A 13307-nucleotide genomic window follows, 5' to 3' on the forward strand; every position below is an offset into this window, starting at 1 on the left:
CGGTGCCGGACCGGTTACCGGTGGCCCGGTCCGTCCGTTGTCGGGGCTGGTGCCCGATTTGACGTAGCCGTTCGGAGGGGGCAACGTAGATCGCGGACGGCCGCCACTCGACCGTTCAGGTGATCCCGCCCGACTGGAGTCGGTGCGCCCGGAGTTTCCTGCCGACGTCGGGGCGCGGCGGCCATGGCCATCTCGACGGTTCACTGCCTGGCCGTGTCATCGGCGGCGGTCGGTCGGCAACGACAACCCGACACGAGAAACCATGAGGAGTTCTTCATGCTCACTCTGACGGACAACGCGGTGACCGTGATCCGTGACCTGACCACCCAGCAGGAGGTGCCGGAGGGGGCTGGCCTGCGTATCGCGACCGACACCTCCGCGGGTGCGCTGACCCTCGGCCTGGCCGACCAGCCGGCCCAGGGCGACCAGGTGGTCGACGACTCCGGCGCGCGGATCTTCCTCGACCCGGAGGCGGCCCAGATCCTCGACGACAAGGCCCTGGACGCGTCGGTCGACGCGCAGGGCGGTGTCCAGTTCGGCATCACGGAGCAGCAGGCGGGCTGAGGCGGGCTTCGACCGGTCCGGGTGGCCAGCGGTACGGGCCACCCGGACCGGCGCGCGTCAGTCGACGACCCGGACGTCCTTCCAGAACGCCACCCGGTCGCGGATCATGGCTGCCTCGGGCTTCGGGTCCGGGTAGTACCAGACGGCGTCCGGGGACCGTACGCCGTCGAGTTCGAGGGTGTAGTAGGAGGCGGTGCCCTTCCACGGGCAGACCGTGTGCGTACCTGATTCGCGGATCAGGTCGTCGCGCAGTGCCGCACGCGGGAAGTAGTGGTTTCCCTCCACCACGACGGTGTCGGTGCTCTCGGCTATGACGAGGTCGTTCCAGACGGCTTTCGGCATACCAGCGACAGTAGGCCGCGGCCGGCCGCCCCGGCCAGGGTCGTGCGGGTCGGCCAGGGTCGGGCGGGTCGGCTAGGTCCGGCCGTCGCGGCCGGGGGAGATGTGCCGGTCGTCCAGCGCGTCCCGCACCGTGATCGCCTCCATCGGGCAGGACTCGGCGGCGTCGGTGACCTCCTGCGACGGTTCGACCAGTTCGGCGAGCGCCACCGACGCGTCGGCGACGAGCACGAAGTGGTCGGGCGCCGCGCCCGCGCAGATACCCGAACCGATGCAGCGGCGTGGGTCGACGTGCACCCGCCAGAGTGCGCTCACCACGTCACCTCCCCCCGTCGTGGCCGGCTGGCCCGTACTCAAGGTGACGCTAGCTAAAATCACCGATTCGTGACGCCCCGTGTGCTGTTAGTGAGAATAGGTACATAGTGCTCGTTGGTACGGACCGAGGGGCACCGCCGGCGCGGCGGCGCCCCTCGAATGCGTTTCAGCGACCCACGCCACCGCCGAGCAGTGCCGCGAGCCGTTCCGTGACGGCCGGAGCGTGCAGGTGCAGCCGGGCGACGTTGACCGCGTCCTCGCCGAGTACGGCGAGCAGCGCCGTGTCGTTGACCGCGTAGACCGCGAAGTAGCCGTGCTGACCGCGCACAGTGGACTCCCGGAACGGGCCGTGCCGCAGCGCCAGCCCCACCTGCCGGCCGAGCCCGAACGTCGTCGCCGCGAGAGCGGCCAGGTCGTGTGGCTCGGCGTCGCCGGCGGGCAGGTCGTGTGCGATGAGCAGGCCGTCGACGCCGCCGAGGAGGCAGCCGCGTACGCCGGGGATCTGGATCCGCAGGTCGGACAGTTGGTTGTGGATGGCTACGTACGGCACCGAATCGCCGCGGGGCGCCAGCCGGGGGTGCGGTTGGTTGGGGATCGACCGCGCCCCCGGCGGCTGGGCGACGCGGCGGGGCAGTGTGTAACCGCTGCCCCCGTTCACAGCTCCAGGCTCTCCTCGATCAGACGGAGCTGGTGGCGGGCGAACGCGAGGTTGGCCCGGGTCTTGCTCACCGCCAGGTAGAGGAACAGGCCCTTGCCGGAGGGTGAGCTGAGCGGACGGATGAGGTGGTACTGGGTGTCCAGTGTGATCAGGATGTCTTCGATGCCGTCGGTGAGCTTCAGCATTTCGATTGTCCGCATCTTCGCCCGGACCACGTCTGTGTTCCCGGCGGCGGCGACCGTGAGGTCCAGTTCGGCGGACCCCCCGGCCACACCCAGCGTCATGCCGCTGGTGTAGTCGACCAGCGCCACGCCGATCGCGCCTTCGATGGACATTGCGCTCTTGAGCGCCACGTCGAGGTTTGCCACGCTGCTTGCCTTTCGCAATGAACGGCGTCATCGCGCCGGTCGCCCATCGCCGGACCGACGGTGGGTACGGCCGGCCGATCGGCCGACGCCGTGGGACGTTCCCCCCGGGGTCGAGATTTGCACACCCCTTGTCCGTTCGCACCGGTCGAAGTGTGTTTAGCCTGGACAGCTAACTCTGCGTTGACCTGTGCGTGGGGCGAACCCGTCGATACGACCGATGTCCGAGAGCGGACCGGATTTGCTTCCCGAGCCGCCGGTGACACTGCGTGATCAACTGTGGCCCGGGCTGACCCGCTCAGCGCGGCTCGTCGACCTGGCCGAGGGGTGGGCGGAACCGGCCCGCCGGCGGCGCGGCGCGGCCGGCCGGCCGCGCCGGTGACCGCCGGAGGTCGCGGTCGGGCCGTGGCGGGCCCGAACCCGGCGGATCGTCGTCGGGCTCCGGTCCGGTCCTGGTCAGCTCCGACAACACGTGTGCCAGGTGGTGCGAGGTGGCCCAGGCGATCCAGCTCGTCGGCGTACCCGGTCCCGGGGTGCGGCGGGCCCGCCGGGCGATCTCCCGGTCGCCCCACGACAGCGCCGCGCCCGCCCAGTGCGGCGAGGAGGTGAGCCGGCCGCAGAGGTCGTAGAAACGGTCGTCCGGCCGGCCGCCGCCGTGCCGGGCCCAGCGGTAGATCCACCAGGCGTCCGGCGTGGTGTAGCGCATGGTGGGCAGCGGCCGGGACGGATGGTCGCCCGGTCCCGGCTGCGGCGCGGTGACCCCGTGGTCGCCGAAGCCGACCGGCAGGTGCCGGATCCGCCGCCACAGATCGGCCTCCCAGCGCGGCAACCGGGTCGCGACGTTGCGCGGCAGGTGGGACAGGGTCGGTGGCATCGCACCCGCGGCGACGGTGACCGACCGCCACCGTTCGCCGATCGCCCAGCCCAGCACCCGCCGTACGGTGTGCTCGGCGTCGGGCAGGTCGCCCCGGTAGGTCAGGGACCCGAGGTCGATGACGAGGTCGCAGCGCTCGGGCAACAGCCCGGTACGCCGCCACACCCGGTCGCAGGCGCGGGTCGCGGTCGCCGGGCCGGGCGCCTCTTCGGGGCGCAGGCGCAGGATGGCCCGCCGGTCGTGCATCCGGGCGGCGTCGCCGTACGCGGTCAGCCGCCGGGCGCTGTCGGTGACCCGGAGCACCGGCAGCATCGGGATGCCCCAGCCGGCGAGGTATTCGGCGAGGTCCCGGGCCGGGTACGACAGCCCGCCGTCGGGCTCGGGCAGGTCGGCGAGGTCGACCCCGATCCGCAGCCCGTGGGGCAGCCGGTCGCCGGCGCTCCGGAAGAAGTCGTAGGCGTCCTGCACCGGCCCCTTCGCGGTGGACTGCACGACCAGGATCGGGGTGACCGACGGGATCCAGCCGGCGTCGAGGTGCCCGAGCGCGTCCAACTCACCGCGCCGGGCGCGCAGGATCGGCCGGTAGACGGTCTCCTGTGGACGATCCGGATCGACGAACCCCGTCATTTACCCAATGTATCCAGATGAATGCGAATGGTGACAGGTTGTTCCGTCGTACTTCTGATCGAGAATCAGCCACGACGGCCGCCGTCGCGGGCCGGTGGGATCCATCGTCACCGGCCGCCCGACAATGATGGGCGTGGCGGCCCGGCGGCCGTGGCGGCTACCGGGCACGATAGGGACCGAACGGACGCACCGGGCGGTCCGTGGTCACCACGCGACGGCGCCGCCCCCGACCCCGGGAGGTGGTATGACCAGCACCGAGCGGCGGCTTGCCGCACTACGCGGGCCGGTCGCGCCCAGGCGGCACAACGCCCGTACGATCGCCGCCCTCACCGGCAACCCCGGCTGCACCCGCCGCGCCGTGCTCGACTCGGCCGGCATCGACAAGCAGCGGATCGCCGCCCACGTCGGTTATCCGGGCCGCTTCGGCCAGTCCCAGTTCGCCATCACCCGGGGCAACGCGTTCGAGGCCAGGGTCAAGGAGAACGGCTGCGCCGAACTGCTCGACCTGCTGCGCCAGCGGCTCGGCGTGCCGATCCCCGAGGCGGCGTACGACGACCTGGCCGGTACGCCGGCCACCGACATCGTCCAGCCGGCCGTCGACGGCGGCAACGCCGAACGGCACGCCCGCTCGATGGAACTGCTGGTGCGGGCTGCCACCGACGGCGGCCCGACCAGCACCCTGTTCGACCATCCGATGCTGCGGCTCGACGTCGCCGGCCGGCCGGTCTACCTCGAACCCGACCTGATCGCACTCCAGGTCGGCGGCCGGTTCCACGTCGTGGAGATCAAGTCGTTCGCGGTCGTCGACGAACAGGCCGACGCGGCGAAGGTCTCCGCCGCGGCCACCCAGTCGGCCGTCTACGTGCTGGCGATGCGCCGGATGCTGGAGCAGGCCGGACTCGACCCGGAGATCGTCTCGCACGAGGTGGTGCTGGTCTGCCCGCGTGACTTCGCCAACCAGCCGACGGCCGCGCTCATCGACGTACGCAAGCAGCTGTCGACGCTGCGCCGGCAGCTCACCCGGATGGCCCGGGTCGACGACCTGCTGGCGCGGCTGCCCGGCGACCTCTCGTTCGACCTGGCCGTCGACGCGGACGGCACACCGACCCGGTCGCCGGCCGAACTCGCCACCGCACTGTCCGCGGTGGACGCCCGCTACGCGCCGGAATGCCTGTCGGCGTGCGAACTGGCCTACTACTGCCGGCACGAGGCCGGGACCGGCACCGCCGCGCTCGGCCGGTCGGTACGTGAGGCGCTGGGCGGCATCGACTCGGTCGAGACCGTGCTCGCCCTGGCCGCCGGCGAGATCGAGCCCGACGACGACCAGGTCGAGGCGGCGCTGCGCCTGCGCACCGCCGCCCGGCTGCGGGCCGAGGCCCTGGCATGAGCGACCCGTACGGCGCCGGCGGGGTGGCCGGGTGAGTGCCCTCGTCGCGCTGGCCCGGGCCAGGGCCGCCGCCACCGGCAGGGCACAGCGGATCACCACGGTGCGGCACGTGCACATCGCCGACCGCCCGCTGGTCTTCGTACCCCTGGCGCTGGCCGGTGAGGCGAACGCCCCGCTGGGCTGCCTCGTCGGTCCGGCGTACGACGAGCCGACCCTGCTGGTGGTGCCGCAGCCGCGCAACCGCGACCAGCGGTTCGCCTTCGCCGACTCGCTCGCCGCCGTCATGCTGACCTATCTGGACAGCTTCCGCGGTGCCGCCGAGGCGGTGCCGACCGACCGGGGCCGGGATGTGCGCTACCGGTTCGTCGACGCGCCGCAGGTCCTGGTCCCCAACCCGGCCGGCATCGGGTTCGTCCGCCTGCTGGGCCGGTCGACCCGGTTCCGCCGTACCGACGGCGACTATCCGGTGCCGATGTCGGTGCCGTTGCTCGGCCGGTGGCTGACGTTCCTCGCCGACCGGGCCGAGATGCCCGGGTCGTCGATGCTGATCGCCGCCACCGACGCGCTGTCGGCGCACTGGGTCACCGGGCAGAGCGCGCTGGAGGACGCCCACCTCGGCTCGCTGCTCGGCTGGATCTCGCCGCCGCCCGGCCGTACCGGTGCGCAGGCCGGGCGGGACGCCGAGGACCCGGCGGTCTGCCCGCCGGCCGGCCCGGCGACCGACCCCACCTTCGACAACGACGTACTGGCCCCGCTGGTCCGCGCGATCCGCGACGCCGAGACCGTCGGGGCCGGCGACGGTCCGGCCCACGCGCAAGGGCTACGCGCCACCGCCGAGCTGACGGACGCCCTGCACGGCCAGCTCGAACCGACCTGGCGGGCCATGTGGGACGCGGTCACCCTGTTGCGCGAGCTGCCCGCCGGGGCCCGGGTCGCCGGGCGGTGGGCCGACGACCGGGACGCCTACAGCGACTACGCCGTCTACGTCGACGGCGGCCACCCGCAGTCGAGACGCGACGGCGCGGTCGCCGCCGCCCAGCGCCTGCACCGGCTGGAGAAGGCACTCACCTCCTACGCCGTGCAGCGGGCGTACGACGACCCCCTGGTCATGGCCGAATACCGGCTGACCGGCGAGGCGTTCGTCGGCGAGGTGACCCTCGCCGACGCGAAGCGGGTCGACGACAGCGGCAAGCGGCCGGTGCTGCGCCCCCGGATCCAGGTCGTCACCGCGGACCCGGTACGACTGACCCCCGGCACGGTCCTGATCTCACCGTCCCGGCCGGCGCAGAAGGCGAGGATCTGCTTCGTCACGACCGCCCCGGGAGAGTCGAAGACCGAGGTGGTGCTCGAACTCTCCGGCGGCATGGGGCGGTCGCTGACCGCCGCGCCGGGCAGCGTGCCCGAGGTCGGGGAGCGGCTCTGCTACACCACGATCACCGACGGCTTCAGCCCGCCGGGCACCTTCCCGGCGCGGGAGGCGACGCCGTGGACACACGGCGGGCCGCCGGTCGACGGCGCGCCCAGCGACGCCGAGGCGGCCGAAGACTGGTCCTGATCACGCCCGTCCCGGCTCGCCGTGGTCGTTGGCCCGGTCGTACGCCTCGCGGGCGGCGGCGATCGCGGCACGGTGCCGTTCGGCCCATCCGGTCAGCTCGAGCAGCGAGCGGTACAGCTCGCGGGCCATGTCGGTGGCGACGTACTCGACGCGGGGCGGGACCGTGGGATAGACCGTGCGGATGAGCAGGCCGTCGCGTTCCAGGTTGCGCAGGGTCAGGGTGAGCATCCGCCGGCTGATCCCCTTGACGTTGCGTTCCAGTTCGGTGAAGCGCACCGGTCCGTGGGTCGCCTCGACCAGGATGCCGATGCTCCACTTGCCGCTGACCCGGTTGAGCACGTCGTAGACCGTGCACACCTGCGGGGTGTGCGCCTCGGCCGGCACATCCGTGTTCCCCTGGGACATGAAAGTGCCTCCTTCCGGCGTCGTTGATGGTCACACATCATGGGTTCAGTAACAAAAGGTGCCCCATTGAGTGCGCGCCGAATCCGTGAAGGAGAACGATGTCCGGACCCACCATGCCCGCCGCCCGCCGGTGGCTGGCGCTCGGCCCTGTCGATCGTCCTGCTCGCGCTGTTCGTGATCCGGCAGGCGACCGCCCGCCCGCCGCTGCTGCCGCTGCTGCCGCTGCGGATCTTCCGCTCCCGCGCGGTGTCCGGCGCCAACCCGGTGATGCTGCCGCTGGTTGCCGGCATGTTCGGCTTCCAGTTCCTGACCGCGCTCTACCTCCAGCGCCTGCTGGACCTGGACGCGCTGCGTACCGGGTTCGCCTTCCTGCCACCCCGCTGGTCATCGCGCTGGTCTCGGTCGGGGTCGCCGGCCGGCTCGCCGCCCGGTTCGGCCCGCGTACCGTGTCGGCGGCCGGCCTGACCACGATCGCCGCCGGGCTCCTGCTGCTCGCCCGGGTCCCGGCCGACGCCCGGTACGCCGTCGACGTGCTGCCCGCCCTCGTCCTGGTCGGTGCCGCGTTCGGGGCGGTCCTGCCGGCCCTGATGGGGCAGGCCATGTCCGCCGCGACGCCGGACGACTCCGGCCTCGCGTCCGGGCTGGTCAACACGACCCAGCAGGTCGGTGCCGCGATCGGCACGGCGGTGCTGGCGACCCTGGCGTCGACGCGTACCGGTGCGTTGCTCGGGCAGGGGGAGAGCGTCGCCGCCGCCCTGGCCGGCGGCTTCCGGCTCGCGTACGCGGCCAGCGCCGCGTTCGCCCTGGCCGCGGCGGTGGTGGCGGTGCTCCTCCCGCGCCCGCCGGCGGAGGTGCCGGTGGCCCCGACACCTGATCACCGCGGCCGGCCCGGCCGGTGGCGCCGCCGGGGAGCCCGGGTCGGGTAACGTGCGACCACCGGTGGTGGCGAGTGTCCAGGGGGCGACGGTGACCGTGCGGATGACTCCGGCTCTGCCGCCCGGCGTCGAGGCCGAGCGGGTGGTCGAGGCGGTGCTGGCCGACCTGCGGTCCGGCCGGCACCGGGGCATCGTGGTCGACTCGCCGCCCGGTGCAGGCAAGTCGACGCTGGTGGTACGGGCCACCATCGAGCTGGCGGCGGCCGGTGAGCCGCTGATCGTGATCGCGCAGACCAACGAGCAGGTCGACGACCTGATCGCCCGGCTGGTCGGCGACGCCCCGGAGCTGCTGATCGGGAGGTTGTCGGCCACCGACTACGTACCGTCGGAACGGGTCTCGGCACCGGGGACGGTACGGGTCGCGGCCAAGATCGGTGACCTGGGTGGTTCGGCGGTGGTCATCGGTACGGCGGCCAAGTGGGCGACCGTGGCGGACGGCTCGTGGCCGTGGGCCATCGTCGACGAGGCCTACCAGATGCGGTCGGACGCGCTGCTGCGGGTGGCCTCCCGGTTCGAGCGGGCGCTCTTCGTCGGCGACCCCGGGCAACTGGACCCGTTCTCGACTGTGGAGACGGCGCGGTGGACCGGGCTGACCTGGGATCCGATGCAGAGCGCGGTCGCCGTGCTGCTGCGGCACAACCCGGACCTGCCGGTGCACCGGCTGCCGGTCTCGTGGCGGTTGCCGGCGTCGGCGGCACCGGTGGTGGCCGAGGCGTTCTACCCGTTCACCGGTTTCCGGGCCGGCACGTCCGCCGCCGACCGGGTGCTGTCGCTGACCGGGCCGGGCGACGGCGGGCCGGTCGACGCGGCCGTCGACCTGGCCGCGGCGACCGGGTGGGCGCTCTATGAACTGCCGGCCCGGCACACCCTGCGCACCGACGTCGAGGCGGCCGCCGCGTGTGCGGCCCTCGCCGTACGCGTGCTGGAGCGTGGTGCGGTGGCGGTGTCCGAACGCGCCCGATCGGGTGTTCCGATCGACGCGACCCGGATCGCGATCGGCGCCGCCCACCGCGACCAGGTCGCGGTGATCCGGTCGATGCTGCCGGCGTCGGCGGCCGGCGTCACCGTCGACACCGCGAACCGGCTCCAGGGCCGCGAGTACGACGTCACCGTCGTCCTGCACCCGCTCTCCGGCCGGCGGGACGCGACCGCCTTCCACTTGGAGTCCGGGCGGCTGTGCGTGCTCACGTCCCGGCACCGGCACGCCTGCCTCGTGGTCGCCCGGGCCGGCATCCCCGAACTGCTGGACGCCCACCCGTCGACCGAACCGGTGCACCTGAACGTGCCGGTGCGGTTCCCCGACGGTTGGGAGGCGAACCAGTCGATCCTGGCCCGGCTGCCCGCCGTACGCCCCTGACCGGGCCGGCCCCGTCCCCCTTCCCGGCGGTCGCGCCGGGCCGCGGCGGATCGTCGCCGGACGCCGGGAAAGGCGGATGGCCGGTCGGGATCCCGACCGGCCATCCGGATGTGTCGCGCCCCCGCCTAGTTGGTGAGGAACTTCTCGATCGCGGCGGTGATGGCACCCTCGTCCGGGGCCGCGTACGCCTTCATCGTCGACGAGTTGTAGGAGATGTAGCTCGGGCAGCGGTTGGCCGGCGCGTTGACCTGTTCGCCGGTGCCGAGCTTCTGCCCGGTCTTGGCGGCGTAGAACGTCACGTCGAGCCGCGACGAGATGTAGTCGACCTGGATCGGCTTCTCGTCGCGGTCCTTGTAGTCGCACTTCTTCGGGGTGCCCTCGCTGCCCGGCACCGTCGTCAGGCAGGCGACCACGCTGACCGTGGTGAAGTCGGCGGACTTGGCGTAGAACGGCTTGTCGTAGCCGACCGAGCGGGTCCGCCAGTCGTTGGCCCGCTCCGGAGAGTTGGAGAACGCGTAGACCTTGGTGGTGTTGCTGCCCGCGGTGTAGTCGGCCGCGTTGAGGATGGCGCCGCCAGCGCACACCTCCTCGAAGTCGCTGCTGTACTTCGCGGTCACCGCGTTGTTGTTCGGCACCGACGGGGCCTCGGACGACGGGGCGGCACTCGGCTCGGTCCCGCCGGGCTCCTCCGTCGTGGACGTCGTCGGTCCCGTCGTCACCTCGGGCTCGTCGTCACCGCCGGCGATCAGCGCGATGCCCAGACCGCCGACGGCCAGGAGCAGCACCAGGACGGCGACGCCCATCCCGATCAGCAAACCGTTGGACTTTTTTGGCGGCTGTCCATATGGCGGGACAGGTTGGGCGTACGTCGGCTGCGGCGGGTAGTCGCCCATCGGCGGCCCCGACATCGGAGTGGTCGGGGGACCGTAGGAGGGTCCGCTCGGTGCCCCGTAGGAGGGGCCGGCCGGCTGGGCCCACCCTCCCATGGTGGGGTCGGGCTGACCAGGTGCCGGAGACCCGGGGGGTGTCCAGCCGCCGGATGTCGGGTCCGGCGGGCCTGAGTAGGGCGGGTAGGGGTTACTCATCGTGCGTCCTTACTAGCGTGCCGACTTCGTTGAGAGCCCAGCGCATCTCCACGACCGGCGTCGCCGACCGCTCGTCGGGTCTAACATGATCGGTCCAGGTTTGTAAAACCGGGCTTTACCTCAGATTCCATAGTGAAGCTGCGCAATTCTCAACCCCACTCCGAGGATGTCGTACCCGTCTGTGAGGGTATGTGGTCATGGCAAGGCGGGAAGATCCGGTCGTCCCCGGGGCGCGGTTCACGGCCCGGGGCACCCGCGGGTTCACGGTGGGTAGGCATGCCATTCCGGTCACGTTGCGTAGGTGAGCGCCGGCCATCCGGTCGGGGCCCGGCTTCCCGACCGTCCGATCGGAGGCTCATCCCGGATGCGGGATCTTGGCGATCGAGCCGCGGGACGCCTCCACCGTGTAGCGGCGGGCAGAGTGGGCCAGCTTGTCGGTCGCGGCCTGCACCAGGTCGATGCCGAGCACGTCGGCCAGCCGCGTGAGGTAGATCATCACGTCGCCCATCTCGGCCCGCACCCGCTCACCCGCGGGGCCGGCCATCACCTCGGCCGCTTCCGCCGGGGTCAGCCACTGGAACTCCGCGACCAGTTCGCCGACCTCGCCCGTCAACGCCATGGCCAGGTTCTTCGGGGTGTGGAACCGCTGCCAGTCGCGTTCGGCGGCAAACTCCCGTAGCCGGCGGGTGAGTTCCTGGACGGACGGTTCGGGAGCTTCCGGAGCGGGGGAGGGGCGGCCGGTCGTCATGTCCGCTGACCCTAGCCGCCGGACTGAATAGGGTTGGTGGGTGGTCGTCGCGGCCCTGGCGAGTTTTCGCCGCGGCCCCGGGACGTGCCGCCGGCCACCACCGCCCACGCACCGCCCACCGAGGGGAGCCAGCCATGGCCCGCAGCATCGCGACCAACGACCGGGTCGACCGGGCGCGTCTCGTGGAGTTCCTCACCCCGCGCCACCGCGCCATCGTGATGACCACCCGGCCGGACGGGCGCCCCCAGGCGTCGCCGGTGACCTGTGGCGTCGACTCCGCCGGCCGGCTCGTCGTCTCCACGTACCCGCAGCGGGCCAAGGTGGTCAACCTCCGGCGCGATCCCCGGGTGTCGGTGTGCGTGCTCTCCGACGACTGGAACGGGCCGTGGGTGCAGGTCGACGGCACCGCCGAGGTGCTCGACCTGCCCGAGGCACTGGAGCCGCTGGTCGAATACTTCCGGGTCATCTCCGGTGAGCACCCGGACTGGGACGAGTACCGCGACGCGATGCGCCGGCAGGGCAAGTCGCTGATCCGGGTCACCGTCGAGCGGTGGGGACCGGTCGCCACCGGCGGCTTTCCCGCCCACCTGGCCACCGACTGACCGCGCTGCCCCGCCGGCGGCCGGGCTGACCACGTCCGGCCGCCTGACCCACCGGCCGGACGTGTGGCCGGGCCGGGTCAGAGGAAGGGCGCGGGGAACGGACGGCGGTCGTAGCGCTCCGCGATGGTCGCGAGTTCCGGCAGCTCCGACCAGTTGGTCCAGTCGCTGTTCAGGGTCAGCCGCTTGCCGATGCGTTCGAGCACGATCTGCTCGAAGTCCATCAACAGCATCCCGTCCTGCCGGTCCAGGTCGAGCAGGCTCATCACCGCCCGGATCATCCGGGCCAGGTTCGTCCGGCGTTCGGCATGGTCACCCTCGTTGACGAGGTCGAAGGCCACCGACATCCGCGGCGCGAACCCGATCGCCTCGCCGGTCGAGCGCGCGTCACCGCGGTCGAGCGCCTGGAAGGTGACCCGCATGCCGGGGCGCTCGATCTCGGCGTCGTTGACCACCTGTCCGGCGACCTCGTGTGCGACGACGGACAGCGCTTCCGCCAGCCCCGTACGGGTTCTGCTCTGGAACGTGTATTGCAGCGCCACGCCCCCAGCATGACCCGGCGACGTCCCCGCGTGGAGCGGATCGGCGCTTCCGGGACGGCCGTACGCGCGTTCAGTGCCAGCCGATGACGGAGCTCACCTCGTCGACCATCTGCCACCACCAGGAAGCGGCGCGGAACCGCTCGAACGCCTCGGTGCCCGTCTGGAGCACCGTCGCGTCGAGCCGGCCGGCCGAGGTCGCGGCGGCGGTCAGGGGACCGGCGGTGCGGCCGATCCGTTCGGTGTCGAGGACCAGCGACCGCCGCCGTAGCACGGTGAACAACCGGCGGATCAGTTCGACGTGCCGGTTGATCTCGTCCGGGCCGACCTGGGAGGTGCGGTCCGGCTCGACCGGAGTCAGCCGCCCGTCGGCCGTGCGGTACATCGGTATCGAGTCGGCCTCGCACCCGGCGGCGAGGATCCGGCCGATCCGGACGAAGTCGTAGCTGGCGTCCGCGGGGATGGTGAGGTCACCGGGGCGCAGGTCGGGCGACAGCGCGGCCCACGGGTGCACGGCGGTCAGCGAGGGCTGCTCACGCAGGAGCGTGGTGAGCCGGTCGACGCCGCGTACGGCCACCAGGCGGCGATCGGCGACCAGGAAGTCGGCGCGCGCGGGGGCGGCCGTCAGGCTGAACGCGGTGCCGGCCGGCAGGACGATCGACAGCGGTACGGCGCTCGGTTCGCGCTGCGTCGGCGGCTGCGGGGCGTGGACCGGTGGCGGGGTGCCGCCGTGCTGCGGAAGGTGCCCGGTGTGTGCCGGCTGGCCCATCTGCTGTGACTGGGCGGGGTGCGGGTGCCCGGGGATCGGCGCGTGCACCGGCGGCCCGGGGGCGCGCTGGGCGGCGTGCGCCGGCGGGTGGACGCCCGCGGGTGTCACGGGGTGCGTGGCGGTCTGCGGGTGCCCCGGGTGCGCGGGGCGGTATCCGGGCGGGACGGCCATCGGCCCGGCCGGTCG

Annotated in this window: 16 protein-coding genes and 1 pseudogene; 7 read left to right on the forward strand and 10 right to left on the reverse strand. The window is 72.7% G+C overall.

Annotation, left to right across the window (positions count from 1 at the left end; translation table 11 throughout):
- Window positions 1–276: 276 nt before the first annotated feature.
- Window positions 277–564, forward strand: coding sequence for an adhesin (locus tag AB0M79_RS24865; RefSeq protein WP_357533567.1), 288 nt, complete (start codon window positions 277–279; stop codon window positions 562–564).
- 57 nt (window positions 565–621) lie between these two features.
- Here AB0M79_RS24865 and AB0M79_RS24870 read toward each other — a convergent pair whose 3' ends face one another.
- The 5 genes from AB0M79_RS24870 to AB0M79_RS24890 all read right to left on the reverse strand — a co-directional run bounded on the left by AB0M79_RS24870 (window position 622) and on the right by AB0M79_RS24890 (window position 3742).
- Entirely contained in the window at window positions 622–906 is a 285-nt protein-coding gene (locus AB0M79_RS24870) for a DUF427 domain-containing protein (RefSeq protein WP_357533565.1), read from the reverse strand.
- 72 nt (window positions 907–978) lie between these two features.
- Complete coding sequence (locus tag AB0M79_RS24875) at window positions 979–1218, reverse strand: ferredoxin (RefSeq protein ID WP_364217857.1); 240 nt, start codon at window positions 1216–1218, stop codon at window positions 979–981.
- A 166-nt stretch (window positions 1219–1384) separates the two neighbouring features.
- A complete protein-coding gene (locus AB0M79_RS24880) occupies window positions 1385–1876 on the reverse strand; it encodes a roadblock/LC7 domain-containing protein (protein WP_364217859.1) in 492 nt (163 codons plus the stop codon).
- Entirely contained in the window at window positions 1873–2244 is a 372-nt protein-coding gene (locus tag AB0M79_RS24885; RefSeq protein ID WP_364217861.1) for a hypothetical protein, read from the reverse strand. Before AB0M79_RS24885 ends, AB0M79_RS24880 begins: the two co-directional genes overlap by 4 nt.
- A gap of 295 nt (window positions 2245–2539) precedes the next feature.
- Window positions 2540–3742 carry a beta family protein gene (locus AB0M79_RS24890; RefSeq protein WP_364217863.1) on the reverse strand — a complete coding sequence of 401 codons (1203 nt, stop codon included), beginning with the start codon at window positions 3740–3742 and terminating at the stop codon, window positions 2540–2542.
- Window positions 3743–3986: 244 nt separating this feature from the next.
- Between AB0M79_RS24890 and AB0M79_RS24895 the strand changes: the two genes are divergently transcribed.
- Both AB0M79_RS24895 and AB0M79_RS24900 read left to right on the forward strand, forming a co-directional pair.
- A complete protein-coding gene (locus AB0M79_RS24895) occupies window positions 3987–5129 on the forward strand; it encodes a hypothetical protein (RefSeq protein ID WP_364217865.1) in 1143 nt (380 codons plus the stop codon).
- A 31-nt stretch (window positions 5130–5160) separates the two neighbouring features.
- Window positions 5161–6684: a hypothetical protein gene (locus AB0M79_RS24900; protein ID WP_364217867.1), complete on the forward strand. Its 1524-nt coding sequence runs from the start codon at window positions 5161–5163 to the stop codon at window positions 6682–6684.
- On the opposite strand, the gene AB0M79_RS24905 is transcribed toward AB0M79_RS24900, so the two are convergent.
- Window positions 6685–7089 (reverse strand): helix-turn-helix domain-containing protein, encoded by a 405-nt coding sequence (locus tag AB0M79_RS24905; RefSeq protein WP_364217869.1) that lies wholly within the window; start codon window positions 7087–7089, stop codon window positions 6685–6687.
- 66 nt (window positions 7090–7155) lie between these two features.
- On the opposite strand from AB0M79_RS24905, the gene AB0M79_RS24910 reads away from it, so the two are divergent.
- Genes AB0M79_RS24910 through AB0M79_RS24920 form a run of 3 tightly spaced genes read left to right on the forward strand, consistent with a single transcriptional unit; the run spans window position 7156 to window position 9381 of the window.
- Complete coding sequence (locus AB0M79_RS24910) at window positions 7156–7554, forward strand: hypothetical protein (RefSeq protein WP_364218158.1); 399 nt, start codon at window positions 7156–7158, stop codon at window positions 7552–7554.
- On the forward strand, window positions 7482–8015 hold the full coding sequence (locus AB0M79_RS24915; RefSeq protein WP_364218140.1) for an MFS transporter: 534 nt from the start codon (window positions 7482–7484) through the stop codon (window positions 8013–8015). The genes AB0M79_RS24910 and AB0M79_RS24915 overlap by 73 nt, the downstream gene beginning before the upstream one ends.
- 52 nt (window positions 8016–8067) lie before the next feature.
- Complete coding sequence (locus AB0M79_RS24920) at window positions 8068–9381, forward strand: AAA family ATPase (protein WP_364217871.1); 1314 nt, start codon at window positions 8068–8070, stop codon at window positions 9379–9381.
- Between the two features lie 125 nt (window positions 9382–9506).
- Here the strand turns inward: AB0M79_RS24920 and AB0M79_RS24925 are convergent, their stop codons facing one another.
- The gene (locus AB0M79_RS24925; protein WP_364217873.1) at window positions 9507–10184 is read right to left on the reverse strand and encodes a hypothetical protein; all 678 of its coding nucleotides are present in this window, start codon (window positions 10182–10184) and stop codon (window positions 9507–9509) included.
- Between the two features lie 637 nt (window positions 10185–10821).
- Entirely contained in the window at window positions 10822–11214 is a 393-nt protein-coding gene (locus tag AB0M79_RS24930; RefSeq protein ID WP_364217875.1) for a nucleotide pyrophosphohydrolase, read from the reverse strand.
- Window positions 11215–11348: 134 nt separating this feature from the next.
- Between AB0M79_RS24930 and AB0M79_RS24935 the strand changes: the two genes are divergently transcribed.
- On the forward strand, window positions 11349–11816 hold the full coding sequence (locus AB0M79_RS24935; RefSeq protein WP_364217877.1) for a PPOX class F420-dependent oxidoreductase: 468 nt from the start codon (window positions 11349–11351) through the stop codon (window positions 11814–11816).
- A 77-nt stretch (window positions 11817–11893) separates the two neighbouring features.
- Here the strand turns inward: AB0M79_RS24935 and AB0M79_RS24940 are convergent, their stop codons facing one another.
- Together AB0M79_RS24940 and AB0M79_RS24945 are read right to left on the reverse strand one after the other, a co-directional pair.
- Window positions 11894–12355, reverse strand: a complete 462-nt coding sequence (locus AB0M79_RS24940; RefSeq protein WP_364217879.1) for a SitI3 family protein — start codon at window positions 12353–12355, stop codon at window positions 11894–11896.
- Window positions 12356–12425: 70 nt separating this feature from the next.
- A pseudogene (locus AB0M79_RS24945) lies at window positions 12426–13307 on the reverse strand (hypothetical protein); the annotation flags it as partial.

It is taken from the genome of Polymorphospora sp. NPDC051019 (assembly GCF_040683055.1).
Lineage (GTDB): Bacteria > Actinomycetota > Actinomycetes > Mycobacteriales > Micromonosporaceae > Polymorphospora > Polymorphospora lycopeni.